A 21,993-nucleotide genomic window follows, 5' to 3' on the forward strand; every position below is an offset into this window, starting at 1 on the left:
GTATTGGCAATCGTTGCGTCGCTACTCGCTTCCTGTACCAAAGGGCAAAGCGGCCTGCCTTACGATGCTTGGCGCTTGGGCTTTTTTGCACCTAACTACATGGACGTTTGGATCGAAACCGCTGATGTCGTCGACATCAAGGGCCGGATTTTTCGGAGGGCGATGGCGGGGGTTGCGTCAATTAGCAGGCCCGCCGGATTGAAAGGCAACCCAAGGGGCTGGCCTACCGATCCTGGCTGGGGCGCCGGCAAGCATGTACGTGGCGCAGCGCTCCCTCGACTGATATACGTTCGCTGGCAATCGCTGGTCGAACCACAAACCTACGAAGCTTACATCCCCATCCCCGAAGCCACACACATCGCGATGGTGAAAGGCAAAAAACATTTCGCGAGTTCGACGGCAAATGGATCATCGACCACCGCTACGGCCTGACCGTCGGTCTGGCGCCTGGAGGCATCGCCAAGGTCTGGATCTCAGGGCCCTGCTTGGCCCCTATCGAGGTCACGAGGGTGCAAGCCGACGTCGCGAAACTGGGCCCCGATAGCGGCCGCTCGGGCGGCGTTTATGCGCTTCCCCTCAAGCCCCAGAGCGAAGCCTACATTCAGAAATACGGCATTCCTTACGACACCTGGTGACCTCGCCGGGCCAAGGCGGGTGGCGGCCAACCACCTGCCTCATACCTAAAAAATAGCTCTGCCTCGTTGCTGCCACCCCGCAGAGCCATACCCTCGGCGTGGGCGCGGAGCAAACCTGCCGCTTACAAAATCACCCGCAAGCACTGCCCGGCGTGGTACAGCGAAAACCCGGTTTCATAAAATGCACTGCGCAGCCCCGGCACGCTGACCGGTTTATTGGCCGAAAACGGAATGGGCAGGTCTTCGGCGCGGTCGGTCAACAGGAATTCAGCCAAGGCGCGGCCCACCACCGTGCCGGTGGTGTTGCCCCGGCCGTTGTAGCCGGTTACGGCTACCAGCCCGGCGGCTGGTTCATACAGGCGCATCAGGTGGTCGGGGGTGAAGTCGAGCATGCCTGTCCAGTGCATGTCCCATTCCACCTTGCCCAGCGCGGGAAAGTAATGGCGCTGGATACGGTCGGCCCACGCCTTGATGAACCAGGCCGGCTTGTTGTCGACCCGGCCCAGGCTACCCAGCAATAGCCGGCCCTCGCTGTCGCGGCGGATGCTGCTGAGCACCGCGCGGGTGTCCCACGAGCCCTGGCCGTGGGGCAGCACGCCCTCGGCCGCGGCGCCTTCCAGCGGGCGCGAAGCCACTTGGTAGTAATAGCCACGGAAGTAATTGCCGCGTACCACGCTCCATTCACCCTCGGTATAGGCACCGGTGGAGATCACCACTTTATCGGCCAGTACACTGCCGGCGGCGGTATGGGCCCGCCAGCCGAACCCCTCGCGCTGCAGGCCGGTGACTGCGCTTTGCTGGAACAACCTGCCGCCCAGGCGCTCGACCACCGCGGCCAGGCCACGGGCGTAGGCCATCGGGTTGAGGGTGCCGGCACGGCGGTCTAGCAGCGCCGCCGCCACCTTGTCGGTGCCGCAGTACTCTTCGCAGCGCCCGCCGCTCAGCAACTCGACGTCCGCGCCACGGCGGCTCCATTGCGCGTGGCGGGCGCGCAGGTCTGCCACCCCGGCGGGGTTATGGGCCATGTGCAAGGTGCCTTCGTTGCGGGCCTGGCAGTCGATGCCGTGGCGCTCGATCATGGCGAACACCTCGGCCGGGGCCTGGCCCAGTACGCTGTTCAAGCGCGCACCCTGCACCGGGCCTAACGTGGCCTCCACGTCGTCGGGCTTGATCCAGGTACCGGCGTTTACCAACCCCACATTGCGCCCGGAGCCGCCATGGCCGACCCGATTCGCATCGATCACCACCACCGTGCGGCCCTGTTCCAGCAGATGGATCGCCGCGCATAAACCGGTAATCCCCGCACCGATCACGCACACCTCGGCGGTGGTTTCCCCAGCCAACGGGGTGCCGGGCGCGGACGGCGGCAGCACGTGTTCCCACAAACATTGTTGACGCAGTTGGCTGGCCATTTGGTTTTGCGGACCTCGCGAAGGCATGAATTAACCCACGAAAGTGCCCGCCAGGGCGGGCACAAACCGAGGATACCGGGGCTCAGTCGAAGACGATACCCTGGGCCAGGGGCAACTCCCGGGAATAGTTGATGGTGTTGGTCTGCCGGCGCATGTAGCCCTTCCAGGCATCAGAGCCAGACTCACGGCCGCCGCCGGTTTCTTTCTCGCCGCCGAAGGCGCCGCCGATTTCCGCACCGCTGGTGCCGATATTGACGTTGGCGATACCACAGTCGCTGCCCGCCGCGCCCTGGAAACGCTCGGCTTCGCGCAGGTCGGTGGTGAAAATGCACGATGACAGCCCTTGGGGCACATCGTTGTTGAGCTTAAGCGCTTGCTCAAAGCTGTCATAGCCGAGCACGTAAAGGATCGGCGCAAAGGTTTCATGGCGCACCACGGCGGTTTGCCCCGGCATGTCGACAATGGCAGGGGCGACGTAATAGGCATTGGGGTACTGCTCGGCCAATTGGCGCTCGCCGCCGGATACCTGCCCGCCTTCTTCACGGGCTTGGACGAGGGCGCTTTGCATGGCCTCGAAAGAGGCTTTGTCGATCAACGGCCCGACCAGGTTGTTCTGTCGCGGGTCGCCGATGCGCACCTTGGCATAGGCGGCCTTGACCCGGGCTAGCAGTTCATCCTTGATCGAGTGGTGCGCGATCACCCGGCGCAGGCTGGTACAGCGTTGGCCGGCAGTGCCCACAGCGGCGAACAGGATGCCACGCACGGCAAGGTCGAGGTCGGCGCTGGGGGCGACGATCATGGCATTATTACCGCCCAGTTCAAGGATGCTGCGGCCAAAGCGGGCGGCCACGCGCGGGCCCACTTCGCGGCCCATGCGGGTGCTGCCGGTGGCGCTGAGCACCGCCACACGGGGGTCGTCGGCCAGGGTTTGGCCCGCTTCACGGGCGCCCAGTACCACGCTCGCCAACCCCACTGGGGCGTCACCGAACCTTTGCAGGGCTTTTTCGAGCAGCGCTTGGCAAGCCAGCGCGGTCAGCGGGGTTTTCTCCGATGGTTTCCACACCACCGCGTTACCGCACACCAACGCCAGGGCGGTGTTCCAAGACCATACCGCTACCGGGAAGTTGAACGCGCTGATCACCCCCACCACACCCAGCGGGTGCCAGGTTTCACGCATGTGATGGCCGGGGCGCTCGGAGGCGATGGTCAGGCCATACAGCTGCCGCGACAGGCCCACGGCGAAGTCGCAAATGTCGATCATTTCCTGCACTTCCCCCTGGCCCTCCTGGGTGATCTTGCCCGCCTCGATGCTCACCAGTTCCCCGAGCGCAGCCTTGTTCTCGCGCAGCACTTCGCCGAACACCCGCACCAACTCACCACGGCGCGGCGCCGGCACATTGCGCCAGTGCTCGAACGCCAACTGGGCTTGGCCAAGGGCCTGCTCAACCGCCGCTTTGCCTTGCAGCGTCACTGAAGCGATCTGGCTGCCGTCGATGGGGGTATGCACCGGGTGGTTGCCGTTCTGGTAGGCCGAAGCCGGTACGCCCAAGCTTTGAAGCAGGCCATCGATCATGGGAGCTCTCCTGAGAAGCAGGTAAAAAACGCGTGATATCGCACCGAGTATCGGCCCGCCAAGGCCCCACCGACAAGCGAGGAATCGGCAGCATATTATTCCTTGCCGGAATGCTCTATGGGCGAGCACGGCCTATAGGGGCTATGGTTCGCGCCCCACGTTCGCTACTTTGCGGAATGACACCCGGACTTTTTTTCGCTTGCGCCGCTTGTTTTTCCTCGCTTTGATGAACCCCCACGCCACGTTGCCGGAGCCCCCACCATGCCTGCCTCAGGTTTTGTCAGCCCCGATGCCATCCGCGCACAGTTTTCGCGCGCCATGTCGGATATGTACAAGCAGGAAGTACCCCTGTACGGCACCTTGCTGGAGCTGGTGGCCGCTACCAACGAGGCCGTGCTGGCCGAGCAACCCGCCGTTGCGCAGGCCCTGCGCCGCAGCGGCGAGTTGCAGCGGCTTGGCGCCGAGCGCCATGGTGCGATCCGTGTGGGCACCGCCGAGGAATTGGCCACCGTGGCCCGGCTGTTCGCGGTGATGGGCATGCAGCCGGTGGGTTACTACGACCTGACGCCCGCCGGCGTACCGGTGCATTCCACGGCATTTCGCGCCGTGCATGAAGCGTCGCTGCAGGTGAGCCCGTTTCGCGTGTTCACCTCGTTGCTGCGCCTGGAATTGATCGCCAACGCCGAGTTACGCGATACCGCCGCGCAGATTCTCGCCCGCCGGCAGATTTTCACGCCTGGCGCCCTGGCGCTGATCGAGCAACACGAAACCGCCGGCGGCCTCGACCCAGCCCAGGCGGATGAGTTCGTGCGCCAAGCGCTGGAAACCTTCCGCTGGCACCATGAAGCTACCGTCACCTCGGCGCAGTACCGGGCATTGCATGAGCAACATCGCCTGGTCGCCGACGTGGTAGCGTTCAAGGGGCCCCACATCAACCACCTGACCCCACGCAGCCTCGACATCGACCGCATTCAGCAGGGCATGCCGGCCAAAGGCATCGTGCCCAAAGCGGTGATCGAAGGCCCGCCACCACGCCGCCACCCGATTTTGCTGCGCCAAACCAGCTTCAAGGCACTGCAGGAGCAGGTCGCGTTCACCGACCAACGCAGCGCCGAAGGCAGCCACACTGCCCGCTTTGGCGAAATCGAACAGCGTGGCGCCGCCCTGACCCCGGCCGGCCGGGCACTCTACGACCGCCTGCTGGCCACCTCGCGCGAGGCGCTTGCGGGTGTGCCCAGCGAAGGCAACGCCAGCGATTACATGCGCCTGCTGGGGGAGCATTTCAGCGAATTCCCAGATAACCTGGAGCACATGCACAACCAGGGCCTGGCGTGGTTTCGCTACCGCCCCACCGAGCGGGGCCTGGCCGCCGCGGCTGGGCATGGTCGCACCCTGGACGCGCTGGTCCGCGATGGGCATGTGGTGTTCGAGCCGATCGTGTACGAAGACTTTTTGCCGGTGAGCGCCGCCGGTATTTTCCAATCGAACCTGGGCGACGATGCACAAAACGAGTACGGCCAAAACGCTAACCAGGCTGAATTCGAGGCCGCGCTCGGCCGTGCGGTGATCGACGAAATGAGCCTGTATCAGGCCACCCAGCAGCGGTCGATCGAGCAGTGCCTGCAGCGCTTCGGGTTACCGGCTGCACCTGAGGCGGGTAGCATGCCCTCGTAACGGCATCGTCGAGGGGTTTGCCACAGGGCGCACATTGAGCATAACGGCCACCCCTGGAAGGGGTATGGCCGTTGCGAGGTGGCCCCACCGGTTCGCTTGGGCGAAGCCGGCCTTAGGACAGCACGCACTCCTTGAGCTTCTTGCCAGGCCGGAAGGCTACCGTGTTACTGGCGCGAATTTTCAAGGGTTCGCCGGTTTGTGGGTTTTTCCCCGCGCGGCCGCCGCGGTGGCGCTTTTCGAAGGTGCCGAAGCCCACCAGCGTAACGTTCTTGCCCTGCTTTACGCTCTCGGTGATTTCCTCAAGCAACGCATTGAGAACCAGGGTGGCTTTGTCTCGGGTTAGGTCGGCCTTTTCGGCGATGGCATTGGCCAGGTCGGGTTTGCGCATTGGTGATACCTCGTGTTTGGTTTTTTGTTTTTATAACGCGCTGCTTTGCCGCAGCTACGCCACAGCCCACGGGCTCTGGCCCGCGGCTGGTAGGCAGGAGAATGGCACGGCCAAGGGCGCCGCGCCAGTGGCGGCGAAGCGTTTAACCCTGGGAAAAGCGGGGGTTTCCGACGAACAGTAAGGCAGTTTGGCCAACTATCCCAGCGCCCGCTCGATCACCCAATGGCCACCATTTCGAAGTCGCCCTTGCCGACGCCACAATCCGGGCATAGCCAATCTTCGGGAACGTCTTCCCAGCGCGTGCCGGGCTCAATACCATCGTCAGGCCACCCCAAGGCCTCATCGAAGATGTAATCGCACACCACGCATTGCCACTTTTTCATCATCACCACCCACTTGCCGTTGCGAGCCAAACCCGTATGGCAAACATGCTAAGCTGCTGCCCCTTCAATTAGCCAATGCCTTTGACCCCGTGCCACATCAACCCTTGCATGCATCGCTCGCGAGCTGGGCCCTTGAAGCGACCGGCGCCACCGACCAGGTGCGGCAGTGGCTGTACGACAGCAGCTCGCTGACCCGCAAACTCACAGCCGCATCCGCGCACCGGTTCACCGTCACACCCCTGCGCGAAGGCTGGCAAACCCTGCGCGACGACGAATGCCTGGCGCTGGGCCTGCCGGCGGCCAGCCAGGGCTGGGTGCGCGAGGTATTCCTGCGCGGCCGTGGCGAAGCCTGGGTGTTCGCCCGCAGCGTGGCAGGGCGCCAAGCCCTGGAAAACGACGACTTTGCCCTGGCCGCGCTGGGCACCCGCTCGCTGGGCGAGTTGCTGTTCAGCGATGCGGCGTTTCAACGCCAGCCTTTCGACGTATGCCGTTACCCACGCGGCTGGCTGCCCCGGGAGGTCGCCACGGATGGCCTCTGGGCGCGCCGCTCGCGGTTCGACCGGGCAGCCCTTGCGGTGTTGGTCATGGAAGTGTTCTTACCGGCGCTGTGGCGAGCGGTCGGCACCTGCGAAGAGAACCCTTGATGTATGTGAACCTGCTGCGCTCGCTCAACCGGCTGCACCCACGCTGCTGGGATTTTATCCAGTTGGCGCGCTTCGACAAGCCGATCGGTATCTACCTGCTGCTGTGGCCCACCCTGTGGGCGCTGTGGGTGGCCGGTGAAGGCTCACCGGCGCCGGCCAATGTGCTGGTGTTCGCGTTGGGCGTGGTATTGATGCGCGCGGCCGGCTGCGTGATCAACGACTTCGCCGACCGCAAGTTCGACGGCCACGTGAAACGCACCGAGCAACGCCCGCTGGTCAGCGGCAAAGTGCGCGGCCGCGAAGCCCTGGTGTACTTCGCGGTGTTGGTACTCGCCAGTTTCGCCCTGGTGCTATGCACTAATGCCGCCACGGTGTGGTTGTCGTTCGGCGGGTTGTTGATCGCCTTTTGCTACCCCTTCATGAAGCGATACACGCACTACCCCCAGGTGGTACTGGGCGCAGCGTATTCCTGGGGCATGCCGATGGCCTTTACCGCCGAAACCGGGCATGTGCCGGCCGCCGCCTGGCTGTTGTACCTGGCCAACCTGCTGTGGACGGTGGCGTATGACACCTACTATGCCATGACCGACCGCGAAGATGACCTGAAGATCGGCGTTAAATCCACGGCGATTCTGTTCGGCGACTCCGACCGCTTGATCATCGCCATCCTCCAGGGCCTGGCTGTGGCCTGCCTGTTGCTGGCGGGGGCGCGCTTCGGCCTCGGTGGCTGGTTCTACCTGGGGGTGGCCGGGGCGGTGGGCTGCTTTGCCTGGGAGGCCTGGAAAACCCGCCACCGCGAGCGGCTGGCGTGCTTCGAGGCATTCTTGCACAACCACTGGGCAGGCCTGTCGATTTTCCTGGGTATCGCCGCCGATTACGGCTTACGCTGAAACCACCCTCGCCTGGTGTGGCGGCTCTGCGGTTCGCACGCGTCAAAAGATGCTGCCAACGCCCGAGCCACCACACCCGGTGCCCGCTTTGTCACATCGCTGCAATAATTCCGTTATCTAATGCTGCGCATAACACGGAATTGAAACGAGGCTAAAGCATGGTTGGCAGGAATATTCTCATCGTTGACGACGAGGCGCCTATCCGCGAAATGATCGCCGTCGCGTTGGAGATGGCCGGCTATGAGTGTTTCGAAGCGGAAAATGCACAAAACGCCCATGCCATCATCGTTGACCGCAAGCCCGACTTGATCCTCCTCGATTGGATGCTTCCTGGCACTTCGGGCATCGAACTGGCCCGCCGGCTCAAGCGCGACGAGCTTACGGCGCGCACGCCGATCATCATGCTTACGGCCAAGGGTGAGGAAGACAACAAAATTCAGGGCCTGGAAGTGGGTGCCGACGACTACATCACCAAGCCGTTCTCGCCCCGCGAGCTGGTCGCGCGCCTGAAGGCGGTGCTGCGCCGCGCCGGGGCCAGCGATGGCGAAACGCCGATCGAAATCGGCGGCCTGCTGCTCGACCCCGCCAGCCACCGGGTGACCATCGATGGCCGCCCGGCCGAGATGGGGCCCACCGAATACCGCCTGTTGCAGTTCTTCATGACCCACCAGGAACGCGCCTATACTCGTGGCCAACTGCTCGACCAGGTTTGGGGCGGCAACGTTTATGTCGAAGAGCGCACCGTCGACGTGCACATCCGCCGCCTGCGCAAGGCCCTGGGCGATGCCTACGAGAACCTCGTCCAGACCGTGCGGGGCACTGGCTATCGTTTCTCCACCAAAAACTGAAACGCGCATGTGGGGTTGCACCCGGGCGGTAACCTGCTGCCGAGCGGCGTGGCTAAAAGGGCTGTTTAATGGCGCCATCGCCCTGCGGGGTTATCCGCACCAGGTTTTGCATGGGGTGGGCGCTCATTGAACCGGAACTGGCTGCGCGCCCTGGTTCGCCATTTGGCGCTATTGGTCGCCGCCTGCCTGCTGGTCGGGTTGGCCACGCAGCACATCGGCTGGAGCCTGGCGGCGGGGCTAGGGCTGTACCTGGCCTGGACCCTCAACCAACTGCTGCGCCTGCATCGCTGGCTGCAGGGCCATGCGCCTGGCGAACCCCCTCCGGAAGCTCGTGGCTTATGGGGCGACGTATTCGACAGCATCTACCTGATCCAACGCCGCGACCAACGCGCCCGCGAGCGCTTGCAAGCGGTCATCGACCGCGTGCAGGAATCCACCGCGGCGCTGCGCGACGGTGTGATCATGCTCGACAGCGACGGCAACCTTCAGTGGTGGAACCACGCCGCCGAAGCACTGCTGGGGCTCAAATCGCCGCTGGACGGCGGCCAGCCGATCACCAACCTGGTGCGTAACCCGCGGTTCTTCGAGTATTTCCATGGGGGCAACTACACCGACCCGCTGGAGATGCCCTCGCCCATCCACGATCGGCTGCGTATGCAGGTGATGGTCACCCGCTACGGCAATAACGAACACTTGGTGATCGTGCGCGACGTCACGCGGCTTTACCAGCTCGAGCAAATGCGCAAGGATTTCGTGGCCAATGTCTCCCATGAACTGCGCACGCCGCTGACCGTGATCACCGGCTACCTGGAAACCCTGCTAGACAACAGCGAAGGCATCAACCCGCGATGGCTGCGCGCCCTGCAGCAGATGCAAACCCAGGGCAGCCGCATGCAAACCTTGCTCAACGACCTGCTGCTGTTGGCCAAGCTCGAAGCCACCGATTACCCTTCGGACAACCAACCGGTAGCCCTGGGGCCGCTGCTCAAGGCAATCCGCAACGACGCCTTGGCGCTGTCCGGGGCACGCGCGCACAGCATCATCGTGGAAGCCGAACCGGGCCTGCACCTCAAAGGCAGCGAGCCGGAACTACGCAGCGCGTTTTCCAACCTGGTATTCAATGCGGTGAAGTACACCCCGGACAACGGCCGCATCGTTATCCGGGCCTGGCAAGATGACCACGGCGCGCACCTGAGCGTGAATGACTCAGGGCTAGGCATCGATGCCCAGCATATCCCGCGCCTGACCGAGCGCTTCTACCGGGTGGACTCCAGCCGAAACGCCGATACCGGCGGCACCGGGCTGGGCCTTGCTATCGTCAAGCATGTGCTGCTGCGCCATCGTGCGCAGCTGGCGATCACCAGCGTGCCAGGGCATGGCAGCACCTTCACGTGCCACTTCGCAGCGGTGCAAATAGCCACCCCGGCGCCGGCTTCCTGAACAGATACCGGGTTTTTTCCCTTTGCAAGCGGCGCACTAATCGCTAAATTGCCAGGTTCGCGCGGGCCATTTGCCCGTGGCGTACCCCTAATGTTTACACACGGATTCTTACACGCCCCATCATGGACCCTTCCCCCGGTTTAAGCCTTACCTCCCTTTTTGCCGACTTCGGCATGATCATCTTTGCCTTCTTGCTGGTGCTGCTCAATGCCTTTTTCGTGGCTGCCGAGTTCGCCATGGTTAAACTGCGCTCGACCAAGGTCGAATCGCTCGCCGAGCAGAACGGCTGGCGCGGGCGCATCCTGCGCACAGTACACAACCAACTCGACGCCTACCTGTCGGCCTGCCAGTTAGGGATCACCCTGGCGTCGCTGGGCCTGGGCTGGGTCGGTGAGCCGGCCTTCGCCCACCTGCTCGAACCACTGCTGCATGCCGCTGGCGTGCAGGCACCGGAGCTGATCAAGGGGGTATCGTTTTTCACAGCGTTTTTCCTGATCTCGTACCTGCACATCGTGGTGGGCGAGCTGGCGCCGAAGTCGTGGGCGATCCGCGAGCCGGAGCTGCTGTCACTGTGGACGGCGGTGCCGTTGTACCTGTTCTACTGGGTGATGTACCCGGCTATCTGGGTGCTCAATGCCAGCGCCAACGGCATCCTGCGCATCGCCGGGCAAGGCGAGCCAGGGCCACACCATGAGCACCAGTACAGCCGCGAAGAGCTCAAGCTGATCCTGTACTCCAGCCGTGGCCAGGACCCCAGCGACCAAGGCATGCGGGTGTTGGCCTCGGCGGTGGAAATGGGCGAGCTTGAAGTGGTCGACTGGGCCAATTCCCGTGAAGACCTCATCAGCCTGGACCATGGCGCCAGCCTGCAAGACATCCTCGATAAGTTTCGCCGCCACAAGTACAGCCGTTTCCCGGTCTACGACCCGGAAAAAGGCGAGTTCATCGGCCTTTTGCACATTAAAGACCTGCTGCTGGAACTGACCGCCCGCGACCACGTGCCCGAAGCCTTCGACCTCGACGAACTGATCCGCCCCGTGGAGCGCGTGTCCAAGCACATGCCGCTGTCACGCCTGCTCGAACAATTCCGCAAGGGTTCAGCGCATTTTGCCTTGGTAGAAGAAGCCGATGGTAAGGTGGTCGGGTACCTGACCATGGAAGATGTACTGGAAGTGCTGGTCGGCGATATCCAGGATGAGCACCGCAAAGCCGAACGCGGGGTGCTCGCCTACCAACCCGGCAAACTGCTGGTGCGGGGCGACACCCCGCTGTTCAAGGTCGAGCGCCTGCTGGGCGTTGACCTCGACCATATCGAAGCCGAGACGCTCGCCGGCCTGGTGTACGAAACCCTCAAGCGCGTACCCGAAGATGAAGAAGTGCTAGAGGTCGAGGGCCTGCGCATCATCATCAAAAAAATGAAAGGGCCGAAGATCGTGCTGGCGAAGGTGCTCAAGCTCGGCACCTGAGCCTGGTGTGGTGTTCAGAAGGGCGAGCAGCGGCAACGCAGCCGTGCAGCAAAAAGCATCGCCAAAAGCGTGCAGCCCCACGCCAGAAACACCCCACCAGGTTAGCGCCCGCCCACCGCGAAGTTGGGCAGGGCATTGACCGGTTGATCGAATTGGTAGGGGATAGACTCCAACGCCAACCCGGTATTGCGCTGCACCACGAAATGCAAGTGCGGCCCGGTGCTGTTGCCGGTATTACCCGAGCGCGCCAGCGCCTCGCCCACGGCCACCGGCTGGCCCTCGCGCACGACCACCGAGCCGCGCAGCAAGTGCAGGTATACGGCCATGGTCCCGTCGTCGTGCAACACCCGCACAAAATTACCCGCCGGGTCATTGCCCCGGCCACTTTGGTCGTTCTCCACCTTTACCACCACGCCCGCGCGGGCGGCGACGATGGGGGTGCCTTCCGGCATCGCGATGTCGATGGCATAACGGCCCTTGGGCCCGGTATGGCTATAGGGGCCATTGGCGCCCTGGCTGATACGAAACGGCCCGCCCAACCAGGGTAAGGCGTAGCGGTAGCCCTGGGTCGCCAGCGCGGGGTCGCCCAGGTAATAGCTGAAGTTGGGCTGGTAGTGCATGGGCTGGCCCGCGTCACGGGCCTCCAAGGTGGCCAAGGTGAGCCGGCTGCGCGGCGGGACCACCCGGCTGACGCTGGCCGGGGCCCCTGCCACGTTGGCCAGCCCGCTGAAGCGCAGTTGCACTTGCACCGGGGCATACAGCTCGTTGCGTGCGCTGAACACCGCTTTGCCGTGGGGCGTGTCTACGTCCAGGTGCACCTGCCGCTCAAGGTGCTCGGCCATGCGGTCGTTGAACACAAACACCCGGGCACCGGCGGTCGGTTTGTCGGTGTAGGTGGTTACGCCGTTGGCATCGACGTATTTGTACACCGTGGGGCGGGCCTGGGCCCCCAGGCTTGCCAATACCAGGCAAATAATTAGCAGGTTACGAGGCATGAGGTTCAAAACGGCGGGTGGGTTCCGCCAGCATAGCAGCGCCGCCCATCAGCGGCATGGCCATGCTGCCTGAAAGCCCCAAGGCAGGGCGGCACTGCTGGCACCCGGGGGCAATGCCTCAGAAGCATTGACGCACCAATGTGTTACCGGGCAATGCGCCGCAAAAGCGTGCGACCAACTGCCAAGGCCCCCTAAGCGTCACGCACCTGGCACGAAGTGCTTCAGCGTAGTGCCGCGGGCGATCAGCCGGGACAGGTAATCGAGCTTTTGCGCATCCTGGTCCACGAAGCGAAAATTCAGTTGCAACCAGTCGCTGTCAGGTTTGGGCTCGACGGCGGTAATGGCATGTAGGTAACCGTTCAGGCGTGCTATTTCGGCGTTTTCGCCCTGTTCGAGGTCGAGTACCGCGTGTTCCAGGACGTGTGGCAGTTGTTCGCCACGCTTGGCCACCAGCAGGGCTTCTTTAAGGCTCAGCCCCTTGATCACCACGTGCAGGCTAGCACCGCTGGCCAAACGTAACTGGGCCTGGCCACGGCCGTTGGCGGTCGCGCTACTCGGGGCGGCAGCGGCCGTAGCCCGCGCAACGGGCGCAGCGCTCGGGCGCGCCGCAGCGGGGGCGGCAGCCGTTTCGGGGCGCCCGCCCGTTAGGGCATTCAATGAGTCATTGGCCAGGGCATTGGCCATGGGCCGGGCCTGTGCGGCGCTGGCCAGTGCGTCCAACTTGCCGGCCTTGTGCAGGGCTTTTTTAACCTTGGCCACCAACTGCTCGTTGGTGAACGGCTTACCGACGTAATCCGATACGCCGGCATGGATGGCTTGCACCACGTTGTCTTTGTCACCACGGCTGGTCACCATGATAAACGGTACATGCTTGCCGCCCTCTTGCTGGCGCAACCATGTGAGCAGCTCCAGGCCGGACATCTCTGGCATTTCCCAGTCGCACAGCACGAGGTCATAGGGTTCGCGGGCCAACAGTGCCTGTGCCTTACGGCCGTTGACCGCGTCTTCGGTATGTATGCCGGGAAACGCATTGCGCAAACACTTTTTCATCAGATCGCGGATGAACGGCGCATCATCCACAACCAGAACACTGACCTTAGCCATCGACCGCTCCTAAAAAACCCCGCCCAGCATAGCGCTGTATAATGGCCAAGTGCCAAAAAAAACGGGCGGCCACCGCCGGGTGGCCCACACCAACCTCTGCCCCCTGAACGAAAACGCCCGGCCGAGGCCGGGCGCGCAAACACAGGCAAACTTATTTATCGTCGGCGGCGGGCGAAACATTAGCCCGGTCGGTGCCACGTTGCACTTCCTGGCGCATGCGCTCCAAGCCCAAATGGCGAACGTCTGTCCCTTGCACCAGGTAAATCACCAGTTCGGCGATGTTGCGCGCATGGTCACCGATACGCTCCAATGAACGCAACACCCAGATCACGCTGAGCACCCGCGAGATCGAGCGCGGGTCTTCCATCATGAAGGTCACCAGTTCGCGCAGGGCGCTTTTGTACTCACGGTCGATGGTTTTGTCGTACTGGGCCACCGACAGCGCCAGGTCGGCGTCGAAACGGGCAAAGGCATCCAGGGCATCGCGGACCATGGCGCGCACCTGGCCGCCAATGTGGCGTACCTCGACGTAACCCCGTGGCGACTCGCCTTCCTCGCACAGTTGGATGGCGCGCCGGGCGATCTTGGTAGCCTCATCGCCAATCCGCTCCAAGTCGATCACCGACTTGGAAATGCTGATGATCAGCCGCAGATCCGAGGCGGCCGGCTGCCGGCGCGCCAGGATACGCAAGCATTCTTCATCGATGCTGCGCTCCATCTGGTTGATGTCGTCATCGATCTCGCGCACTTGCTGGGCCAGGCCGGAGTCGGCCTCGATCAGCGCGGTCACGGCATCGTTGACCTGCTTCTCGACCAAGCCACCCATCGCCAGAAGATGGCTGCGAACCTCCTCGAGCTCGGCGTTGTATTGCTGGGAGATATGGTGATTAAGGCTGTGCTTGTCAATCATGGTCAAAAACCCTTTGGAGCGTCCGGTGGAGGGGTGCTGCAACGTATCCAGGTCACCCGGCCATCAACCGTAGCGGCCGGTGATGTAATCTTCCGTGTGTTTCTTCGCCGGGTTGGTGAACAACCTGTCGGTATCACCGAACTCGACCAGCTTGCCCAGGTGCATGAAAGCGGTGTAGTCCGAAACGCGTGCCGCCTGCTGCATGTTGTGGGTGACGATGACAATGGTGTACTTGGATTTCAATTCGTAGATCAGCTCTTCCACCTTGAGCGTGGAAATCGGGTCCAGGGCCGAGCATGGCTCGTCGAGCAACAGCACCTCGGGTTGTACCGCGATGGTGCGGGCAATCACCAACCGCTGCTGCTGCCCACCGGAAAGCCCCAGGGCGGACTCGTGCAGGCGATCCTTGACCTCATCCCACAGCGCCGCGCCACGCAACGCCCATTCAACGGCCTCGTCGAGTGCGCGCTTTTTGTTCACCCCCTGGATGCGCAACCCGTAGACCACGTTTTCGTACACGGTCTTGGGAAATGGGTTGGGCTTTTGGAACACCATCCCCACGCGGCGGCGCAACTCGGCCACGTCATGGCCCCTGGCATAGATGTTCTGCCCTTCCAAGTTGACCTGGCCGTCGACACGGCAGCCATCGACCAACTCGTTCATGCGGTTGAAGGCCCGCAGCAGCGTTGATTTGCCACACCCTGAGGGGCCGATAAAGGCTGTGGCCCGTTGCCGGGGAATGTCCAGGTTCACATCGTGCAACGCCTGGGTAGCACCGTAATAGAGGTTCAGGCCCAGCACCTGCAGGGCGATATCCGACGGCTGCAGTGCAGTGCGCGGGTTGGGCGGGGCCAGCCCCCGGCTGCGTTGGGGTGAGTTGAATCGGTCCATGGTCGCTCTCTTGTGGGCACGCCAGCCTCAGCTGTCGAGCGCCTTGTATTTTTCCCGCAGGTGGTTACGTAGCGCCACCGCGGCCAGGTTCAGCAACACGATGACCAGCACCAGCAGCAGGGCGGTGGCGTACACCAAGGGCCTCGCCGCTTCGACATTGGGGCTCTGGAAGCCGACATCGTAGATATGAAAGCCCAGGTGCATGATTTTTTGGTCCAGGTGCACATAGGGAAAATGGCCATCTACCGGTAGCGAGGGCGCCATCTTCACCACCCCGACCAACATCAAGGGGGCGACTTCGCCCGCCGCGCGGGCGATGGCCAGGATCATCCCGGTCATCATCGCGGGGCTTGCCATCGGCAACACCACCTTGAACAGTGTCTCGGCGCGGGTAGCGCCCAATGCCAAGGAGCCTTCGCGCAGGCTGCGCGGGATGCGTGCCAGGCCTTCTTCGGTAGCCACGATCACCACCGGCACGGCCAACAGCGCCAGGGTCAGCGATGCCCACAGCAGCCCCGGCGTACCCAAGGTGGGCGCGGGCAGCGCTTCCGGGAACAACAGCCGGTCCAGCGAGCCGCCCAGTACATACACGAAAAAGCCCAGGCCAAACACCCCATAAACAATCGACGGCACGCCCGCCAAGTTATTCACCGCAACGCGAATCAAGCGTGTGACCCACCCCTGGCGCGCGTATTCGCGCAGGTATACCGCGGCCAATACGCCGAAGGGGGTCACGATCACCGCCATGATCAGTGTCAGCATCACCGTACCGAAGATCGCCGGGAATACACCGCCCTCGGTATTGGCCGCGCGCGGGCCGCTGCTCAGGAACTCCCACAACTGGGTGCAGTAAAACCCCGCCTTGGCCAGCGGCCCCATGGCATTGGGGCGGTAAGCGTGGGCGACCTGCCCGAGGCTGATGGGCACGGCCTGGCCACCGGCTTCGACGGCCGTGAGGCTGTCGCGGTCGATCTGCGCACGCAAGGCTTCAAGCCGCGCCTCGGCTTCATCGTAGCGTGCGTTGAGGGCGCTTTGCTCGGCACCCAGGTCGGCCTGGGCGGCCGCATCGAAACGGCCGCTGAGTTGCAGCTTGCGGGCCTGCAAGCGGGCGTTTTCCAAACCGCGGTTGATCGCGCTTAGCTCCTGCGCTTCGAGGCGGTCTAGCGCGCGGCGCAAGTGGCGCACGCGCTCAAGGCGGGGCGCCAGCTCAGCCCAGGCATCGGCCCCTTGGGCGACCACCTGGCCGTGCTCACGGATGTCCAGCAGCCGCCCATAGAAATTGCCCCATTCGCGGCGCTGCAGCACCAGCAGGTCGGCGGGGGCCTGCACGTCGGCAAGCCAATCGGCCACTACCCACACGAAATCGCTACCGTATACGTCGCGGTTGCCTACCTTGAGCAGTTCGCGGGTCATGGTCAAGGGGCCGTCGGCCGGCACTGCGGTGCTTGTAGCACGCAGGCGCGCGCGCGGCACCTGTTCGCGCGCCACCACTTCGCCCACCAACGTTTGCGCAGGCGAGCCCGGCACCTGATAGCTGGCCTGCAGCACATCAGCCGGCCAGAAGTAACCCAGCCCGCGTACCGCGATCAACAGCAGCAGGCCCACGGTCATGATCACCGCGATGGAAACGGCGCCCGCGCTAAGCCACACCCCGGGGGCGCCGCTTTTGATCCAACCTTTTATGCTTTGGTTCTTCACCCTGGCCTGCCTTGGCGTCACAACGACGAGTATTTGTTGCGAAGCCGCTGGCGGATCAGCTCGGCCAGGGTGTTCATGGCGAAGGTGAACGACAGCAATACCAATGCCGCCAGGAACAATACGCGGTAGTGGCTACTGCCTGTCGCCGACTCGGGCATTTCCACGGCCACGTTGGCGGCCAGCGTGCGCATGCCCTCGAACAGGTTCATGTTCATGATCGGCGTATTGCCGGTGGCCATCAGTACGATCATGGTTTCACCCACGGCGCGCCCCAGGCCGATCATCAGGGCCGAAAAAATGCCGGGGCTGGCCGTGAGCAGCACCAACCGGGTCAAGGTTTGCCAGGGCGTCGCACCCAGCGCCAACGAGCCGTGGGTAAGGCTGCGCGGCACGCTGAAAATGGCGTCCTCGGCAATGGAGTAAATGCTCGGGATAACCGCGAACCCCATCGCCAGGCCCACCACCAGCGCGTTGCGCTGGTCGAAGCCCAGCCCCAGGTTCTGGCTGAGCCACTGGCGCATGTCGCCCTGGAACCACCAGGTTTCCATAGTCGGGCTTAGCCACAAGGCTAACCCGCCTACCAGCACGATCACCGGGACCAACAGGGCGCTTTCCCAGCCGGCCGGCAGCCCTAGCCGCCAGCGCGCCGGCAACCGGCTAAAGCCCAGCGCCGCAAGCAATATGCCCAGCGGGGTCACGATCAACAGGCCGAAGATCCCCGGCAGGTGCCCCTCTACATAGGGCGCCAGCACCAAGCCGGCAAAGAACCCCAGAATGACCGTGGGCATGGCTTCCATCAGCTCGATCACCGGCTTGACCTTGCGGCGCATCGGCGCGGCCATGAAATACGCCGTGTAAATGGCCGCCGCGACCGCCAGCGGCGCGGCCAGCAACATGGCATAGAAGGCGGCCTTCAAGGTGCCGAAGGTTAACGGTGCAAGGCTAAGCTTAGGTTCGAAATCGCTGTTGTCCGCCGTGGACTGCCACACGTATTCGGGTTTGTCGTAGTTTTCGTACCAGACTTTTTCCCACAGTGCGCTCCAGGACACCTCCGGGTGCGGGTTGTGCACTGCGATCGGCAACCACTGGCGGCCTTGCTCGACCAGTAGTAAATCGGCACGCGGCGACAGCGCCATGGCGTCCCCGTGGGTGGCCACTTGTTGCACCAGCAATGTGCGATGGGCCGTGCTATGAAACACGCCCAACCTCCCGGCACTGTCGAGGGCGAGGAAGCCCTTGCGGCGCTGCTCGGCGCGGATAAATGCAATGGGCTGGTTACCCAGGGTGAAATCGCGGATATGGCTCAGCCGCGGCTCACCGTCGACGTCGCGGGCCATGAACCATTGGCTGAGGGTGCCCTTGGACGTACCGATCATCAACGACACACCACCGGCCAATTGCTGGCTGGCGGTCACATACGCCTCGGCGTCTTCAAGCAATTTGTAACGGCCGTTGAGGGCACGCGTTCGCAAATCGAACACATCGGCTTGGGCACGGCCGTTGAGCACGTACAACCATTGCTGGCGGGGGTCGAGGTAAATTGCCTTCACCGCCTCGGCCATTTGCGGCAAATCGATGTGCGCCTGCTCAAGGCGCGGTTGCCCGGCCAGGGGCCCAGCGGCTTGGGTGAGCGCCAGCACGTTGACCTGCGCGCCGCTGGCGCCGGCCAGCAACAGCCTGCTGTCGGACGCTGTCACGGCCACGTGTTCGAGGGCCCGGCCTTGGGGGTCCACGGTGAACGGCGCCTGGCCGTAAGGGAACTCCAACGCTGGGCTGAGGGTAGCGCTGTTTTGTGGGTACGGCGCCGTGTAGCGGGTACGCATCAGCAACACCTGGCCATTGGACAGCCCCGCCACCCACCAAGGCGTACCGGGCTCACTGCCGGCGATCGACACCAACCGCACCCCGTTTGGCAACGGCAGGCTTAGCGTTGCCAATACGTCGCCTTTTTGCGCGTCGAAAAACACCGCCTGGCCTTGGTCGGATACCCGCAGGCCCACCTTGTTCTGCTCTTCGACGGTAAGCAGCAGCGGCTTGCCCGCGCCCTGCAACCAGCCGGGTGCTACCGGCGCCCCTGCCTGCAGCCGCGCACCTTGGAACAGCGGCAGCACCACGTAGGCCAGGTAGAAAAAAATCATCGTAATGGCCACTAATACCGCCAAGCCACCCACCAGCACGTAACCGTGGGTCAAACGGTCGACCCAGGCACGCAGGCGACGCTTGCGCCGGAAACCGGGCGCATTGAAGTCGATGCGGGGCGCAGGCGAACCCTGAGCCATTTTAGGATCAGTCAGGTCATTCATCCACACACCCTAGCCGGCCGATATGACAGAAACATTACAGCGCCTGGGCGCAGTGGGCCTACTGTGGCGTATCAGAAGTTGACGCACCACAGTAGCGTCAATGGGCGGCGGGGCTGCCCTGTGGGCTCAGGCCAAGCTCTGCCAGCGAATGCTCGATGGCCCCAGCCGGCAGTGGAATATAACCGTCTTTGCTGACGATTTGCTGCCCAGCCTGGGACAACACCAGCTTGATGAATTCGGCCTCCAGCGGCGCGAGCGCGCGATCCGGCGCCTTGTTCACGTACACGTACATATAACGCGCCAGCGGGTAGCGACCGTTGAGCGCGTTGGCTTCGCTGTCTTCCACATAGGGCCCGCCCGCGTCACGGGCCAGGGGCACACTACGGACGCCAGCGGTGCGATAGCCAATACCGGAGTAGCCGATGCCATTGAGCGAGCTGCTGACCGCTTGCACCACGGACGCCGAACCCGGCTGTTCGTTCACATTGGCCTTGAAGTCGCCCTTGCACAGGGCTTGCTCCTTGAAGAAGCCGTATGTGCCCGACACCGAGTTGCGCCCGTACAACTGCAAGGGGGTGCCCGCCAAGCCGGCGCCCACGCCCAGCTCACCCCAGGTGCGCACCGGCGCGGGGGCGCCGCACAGGCGGGTGGATGAAAAAATCGCGTCGACCTGTGCCAGCGTCAGGCCCTGAATGGGGTTGTCCTTGTGCACGAACACCGCCAGGGCATCCATCGCTACCGCCACGGCAGTGGGCTTGTAGCCATACTTTTGTTCGAACGCCTGCAGTTCGACATCGCGCATCTTGCGGCTCATCGGGCCCAGGTTGGCGGTGCCCGCGGTCAGCGCGGGCGGGGCCGTCGAAGAACCCGCAGCCTGCACCTGCACGTTCACGCCGGGGTATTCGTGCCGAAACGCCTCGGCCCATAGGCTCACCAAGTTGGCCAGGGTATCGGAGCCCACGCTGCTGAGGTTGCCGGCCACACCACTGGTGGTGTGATACGTCGGGATCAGCGGGTCGACCTCGGCATGCGCGATGCCCAGGCCCGCCATGGCCAGGGTAAGGATACCCACGAACTGCTTGAACGCCATACCCTGGGGGCCCCCGGCAAGCTGGAAGTGCTACAGCGTTGGCAGCGCGCGTGCGCTGCGGGGCCACTGTATGAAACGCATATGAACCTGATATGCCAGTAGGCTCGCCCTGCTCAGCGCCGTTTGGCCAGTAAATATAACCCCAGCACCACGCCCATGGCGCATACCGCGGCAACGTATACGGCGGGGCCCATCGGGTTGGTCTTCATCATCAGGCTGACCACCATGGGCGTGAGCCCACCAAAAATCGCATACGAAAGGTTGTATGAGAACGACAGCCCGCTGAAGCGCACCACTGGCGGAAAGGCCTTGACCATCACGTATGGCACGGCACCAATGGTACCCACGAACAGCCCCGCCAGCGAATAGAGCGGGAACAACCATTGCGGGTGGTCACCTAGCACGTGATAGAGCAGCCAGGTACACACCCCCAGGCCCAGGCTGCCGAAGGTAAATACCCGCCCCGCACCAAAACGGTCGGCCAAATGGCCCGCGCCGATACAGCCGATGCTGAGGAACACAATGGCTAGGCTGTTTGCCTGCAGCGCCTGCTTGGGGCTGAAGCCAAACAGTTTTTGCAGCAGCGTGGGGGTCATCAGGATAACCACCACGATGGCGGCCGATAACAGCCAGGTCAGCAGTATCGAGATCGTCACCGCGCCCAGGTGGTCGCGCAACACCGCCCGCAGGGGCAGCTCGGCGGCCAATGCCTTGCGCTGCTGCAGCTCGGTGAACACGGGGGTTTCGTGCAGCCAGCGGCGCAAGTATACCGAGACCAAGCCGAATACACCCCCGAGCAGGAACGGGATGCGCCAGGCAAAGCCGGCGACCTGTTCGGCGCTGTAGTGGCTATTGATCGCGGTGGCCACCAACGAGCCCAGCAAAATGCCGGCAGTGAGGCCGCAGGTCAGGGTGCCGCAGGCGAAACCAACGTTACGCCCCGGCACGTGCTCAGAAACGAATACCCAGGCGCCAGGCACTTCGCCACCGATGGCTGCGCCCTGGATTACCCGTAAAAGCAACAACAGTATGGGTGCAGCCAAGCCGACCTGGGCATAGGTCGGCAGAAGGCCCATCAACAGGGTGGGCAGCGCCATCATGAAAATGCTCAGGGTGAACATCCTCTTGCGCCCCAACAGGTCACCGAAGTGGGCCATGACGATGCCGCCCAGCGGCCGCGCCAGGTAGCCCGCGGCAAATATACCGAACGTCTGCACTTGGCGTAGCCAGTCGGGCATGTCGGCGGGGAAGAACAATTGACCCACCACCGCTGCAAAAAACACAAAGATGACGAAATCGTAGAACTCCAGGGCGCCCCCCAAGGCAGCCAGGGAGAGGGTCTTGTAATCGTTTCGGGTCAGCGGGCGCGAAGGCTGCGCGACGCTGGAAGGCACACTACTCATGTTGGCTTCTCTTATATAGCTATATAGCGCGACCCTGATGAGGTGTTCAGCCATTGCCTACACCGTTTCAACGCAGGAATATTGCTGCCAGCGGCGCTGCCAGCGCAGCATAGCCCTGCTATGGCGCGGCATGGCGCCCTGCCTGGCAGCACTATTCATGCGCTAAGGCGTGTACCCATGGCTGAAATCCGTCATCAGAAAAGTCGCATACGGCTCGGCAGGTGTCGCAAGATAGCAAATTGCTTG

At 63.3% G+C, this 21,993-nt stretch carries 18 protein-coding genes and 1 pseudogene; 7 read left to right on the plus strand and 12 right to left on the minus strand.

Annotated elements, in window-relative coordinates; translation table 11 throughout:
- The first annotated feature begins 3 nt into the window (after positions 1–3).
- Positions 4–635 (plus strand): annotated as a pseudogene (locus HAQ05_RS13060) (DUF2931 family protein).
- Between the two features lie 122 nt (positions 636–757).
- On the opposite strand, the gene amaA reads toward HAQ05_RS13060, so the two are convergent.
- Both amaA and amaB read right to left on the minus strand, forming a co-directional pair.
- Positions 758–2,047: an L-pipecolate oxidase gene (gene amaA, locus HAQ05_RS13065; protein ID WP_190421468.1), complete on the minus strand. Its 1,290-nt coding sequence runs from the start codon at positions 2,045–2,047 to the stop codon at positions 758–760.
- Positions 2,048–2,129: 82 nt separating this feature from the next.
- Positions 2,130–3,620: an L-piperidine-6-carboxylate dehydrogenase gene (gene amaB / locus HAQ05_RS13070; protein WP_190421232.1), complete on the minus strand. Its 1,491-nt coding sequence runs from the start codon at positions 3,618–3,620 to the stop codon at positions 2,130–2,132.
- A gap of 261 nt (positions 3,621–3,881) precedes the next feature.
- Between amaB and hglS the strand changes: the two genes are divergently transcribed.
- Entirely contained in the window at positions 3,882–5,294 is a 1,413-nt protein-coding gene (gene hglS / locus HAQ05_RS13075; RefSeq protein ID WP_190421234.1) for a 2-oxoadipate dioxygenase/decarboxylase HglS, read from the plus strand.
- 112 nt (positions 5,295–5,406) lie between these two features.
- On the opposite strand, the gene HAQ05_RS13080 is transcribed toward hglS, so the two are convergent.
- Together HAQ05_RS13080 and HAQ05_RS13085 are read right to left on the minus strand one after the other, a co-directional pair.
- Positions 5,407–5,682: an HU family DNA-binding protein gene (locus HAQ05_RS13080; RefSeq protein WP_190421236.1), complete on the minus strand. Its 276-nt coding sequence runs from the start codon at positions 5,680–5,682 to the stop codon at positions 5,407–5,409.
- A 215-nt stretch (positions 5,683–5,897) separates the two neighbouring features.
- Entirely contained in the window at positions 5,898–6,065 is a 168-nt protein-coding gene (locus tag HAQ05_RS13085) for a rubredoxin (protein ID WP_190421238.1), read from the minus strand.
- An 89-nt stretch (positions 6,066–6,154) separates the two neighbouring features.
- On the opposite strand from HAQ05_RS13085, the gene HAQ05_RS13090 reads away from it, so the two are divergent.
- The 5 genes from HAQ05_RS13090 to HAQ05_RS13110 all read left to right on the plus strand — a co-directional run bounded on the left by HAQ05_RS13090 (position 6,155) and on the right by HAQ05_RS13110 (position 11,353).
- On the plus strand, positions 6,155–6,709 hold the full coding sequence (locus tag HAQ05_RS13090) for a chorismate lyase (RefSeq protein WP_190421240.1): 555 nt from the start codon (positions 6,155–6,157) through the stop codon (positions 6,707–6,709).
- A complete protein-coding gene (gene ubiA / locus HAQ05_RS13095; RefSeq protein WP_190421242.1) occupies positions 6,709–7,599 on the plus strand; it encodes a 4-hydroxybenzoate octaprenyltransferase in 891 nt (296 codons plus the stop codon). Before HAQ05_RS13090 ends, ubiA begins: the two co-directional genes overlap by 1 nt.
- 158 nt (positions 7,600–7,757) lie before the next feature.
- Positions 7,758–8,447, plus strand: coding sequence for a phosphate regulon transcriptional regulator PhoB (gene phoB, locus HAQ05_RS13100; protein ID WP_190421244.1), 690 nt, complete (start codon positions 7,758–7,760; stop codon positions 8,445–8,447).
- 126 nt (positions 8,448–8,573) lie between these two features.
- The gene (gene phoR / locus HAQ05_RS13105) at positions 8,574–9,887 is read left to right on the plus strand and encodes a phosphate regulon sensor histidine kinase PhoR (protein ID WP_190421246.1); all 1,314 of its coding nucleotides are present in this window, start codon (positions 8,574–8,576) and stop codon (positions 9,885–9,887) included.
- A 122-nt stretch (positions 9,888–10,009) separates the two neighbouring features.
- Entirely contained in the window at positions 10,010–11,353 is a 1,344-nt protein-coding gene (locus HAQ05_RS13110; protein WP_190421248.1) for a hemolysin family protein, read from the plus strand.
- A gap of 101 nt (positions 11,354–11,454) precedes the next feature.
- On the opposite strand, the gene HAQ05_RS13115 is transcribed toward HAQ05_RS13110, so the two are convergent.
- The 8 genes from HAQ05_RS13115 to HAQ05_RS13150 all read right to left on the minus strand — a co-directional run bounded on the left by HAQ05_RS13115 (position 11,455) and on the right by HAQ05_RS13150 (position 21,747).
- Entirely contained in the window at positions 11,455–12,348 is an 894-nt protein-coding gene (locus HAQ05_RS13115) for a peptidoglycan DD-metalloendopeptidase family protein (RefSeq protein ID WP_190421250.1), read from the minus strand.
- 198 nt (positions 12,349–12,546) lie between these two features.
- Entirely contained in the window at positions 12,547–13,452 is a 906-nt protein-coding gene (locus HAQ05_RS13120; protein WP_190421252.1) for a response regulator, read from the minus strand.
- Positions 13,453–13,603: 151 nt separating this feature from the next.
- Positions 13,604–14,362, minus strand: a complete 759-nt coding sequence (gene phoU, locus HAQ05_RS13125; protein ID WP_190421254.1) for a phosphate signaling complex protein PhoU — start codon at positions 14,360–14,362, stop codon at positions 13,604–13,606.
- A gap of 63 nt (positions 14,363–14,425) precedes the next feature.
- A complete protein-coding gene (gene pstB / locus HAQ05_RS13130) occupies positions 14,426–15,253 on the minus strand; it encodes a phosphate ABC transporter ATP-binding protein PstB (RefSeq protein WP_190421256.1) in 828 nt (275 codons plus the stop codon).
- A gap of 27 nt (positions 15,254–15,280) precedes the next feature.
- Complete coding sequence (gene pstA, locus HAQ05_RS13135; protein ID WP_190421258.1) at positions 15,281–16,951, minus strand: phosphate ABC transporter permease PstA; 1,671 nt, start codon at positions 16,949–16,951, stop codon at positions 15,281–15,283.
- Between the two features lie 17 nt (positions 16,952–16,968).
- Positions 16,969–19,254: an ABC transporter permease subunit gene (locus tag HAQ05_RS13140; RefSeq protein WP_190421260.1), complete on the minus strand. Its 2,286-nt coding sequence runs from the start codon at positions 19,252–19,254 to the stop codon at positions 16,969–16,971.
- 97 nt (positions 19,255–19,351) lie between these two features.
- Positions 19,352–20,344: a phosphate ABC transporter substrate-binding protein PstS family protein gene (locus HAQ05_RS13145; protein WP_190421262.1), complete on the minus strand. Its 993-nt coding sequence runs from the start codon at positions 20,342–20,344 to the stop codon at positions 19,352–19,354.
- A 113-nt stretch (positions 20,345–20,457) separates the two neighbouring features.
- A complete protein-coding gene (locus tag HAQ05_RS13150; protein WP_190421264.1) occupies positions 20,458–21,747 on the minus strand; it encodes an MFS transporter in 1,290 nt (429 codons plus the stop codon).
- Between the last annotated feature and the right edge of the window lie 246 nt (positions 21,748–21,993).

The sequence above is a fragment of the Pseudomonas typographi genome (genome assembly GCF_014694385.1).
Taxonomy (GTDB): domain Bacteria; phylum Pseudomonadota; class Gammaproteobacteria; order Pseudomonadales; family Pseudomonadaceae; genus Aquipseudomonas; species Aquipseudomonas typographi.

Bases quoted from the DNA above. Each gene is read 5' to 3' on its own strand.
- HAQ05_RS13110 (WP_190421248.1), top strand. From the start codon at position 10,010: ATGGACCCTTCCCCCGGTTTAAGCCTTACCTCCCTTTTTGCCGACTTC.
- phoU (WP_190421254.1), bottom strand. From the start codon at position 14,362: ATGATTGACAAGCACAGCCTTAATCACCATATCTCCCAGCAATACAAC.
- HAQ05_RS13140 (WP_190421260.1), bottom strand. From the start codon at position 19,254: ATGAATGACCTGACTGATCCTAAAATGGCTCAGGGTTCGCCTGCGCCC.
- HAQ05_RS13085 (WP_190421238.1), bottom strand. From the start codon at position 6,065: ATGAAAAAGTGGCAATGCGTGGTGTGCGATTACATCTTCGATGAGGCC.
- amaA (WP_190421468.1), bottom strand. From the start codon at position 2,047: ATGGCCAGCCAACTGCGTCAACAATGTTTGTGGGAACACGTGCTGCCG.
- amaB (WP_190421232.1), bottom strand. From the start codon at position 3,620: ATGATCGATGGCCTGCTTCAAAGCTTGGGCGTACCGGCTTCGGCCTAC.
- HAQ05_RS13150 (WP_190421264.1), bottom strand. From the start codon at position 21,747: ATGAGTAGTGTGCCTTCCAGCGTCGCGCAGCCTTCGCGCCCGCTGACC.
- HAQ05_RS13115 (WP_190421250.1), bottom strand. From the start codon at position 12,348: ATGCCTCGTAACCTGCTAATTATTTGCCTGGTATTGGCAAGCCTGGGG.
- ubiA (WP_190421242.1), top strand. From the start codon at position 6,709: ATGTATGTGAACCTGCTGCGCTCGCTCAACCGGCTGCACCCACGCTGC.
- HAQ05_RS13145 (WP_190421262.1), bottom strand. From the start codon at position 20,344: ATGGCGTTCAAGCAGTTCGTGGGTATCCTTACCCTGGCCATGGCGGGC.
- HAQ05_RS13120 (WP_190421252.1), bottom strand. From the start codon at position 13,452: ATGGCTAAGGTCAGTGTTCTGGTTGTGGATGATGCGCCGTTCATCCGC.
- phoB (WP_190421244.1), top strand. From the start codon at position 7,758: ATGGTTGGCAGGAATATTCTCATCGTTGACGACGAGGCGCCTATCCGC.
- HAQ05_RS13080 (WP_190421236.1), bottom strand. From the start codon at position 5,682: ATGCGCAAACCCGACCTGGCCAATGCCATCGCCGAAAAGGCCGACCTA.
- hglS (WP_190421234.1), top strand. From the start codon at position 3,882: ATGCCTGCCTCAGGTTTTGTCAGCCCCGATGCCATCCGCGCACAGTTT.
- pstB (WP_190421256.1), bottom strand. From the start codon at position 15,253: ATGGACCGATTCAACTCACCCCAACGCAGCCGGGGGCTGGCCCCGCCC.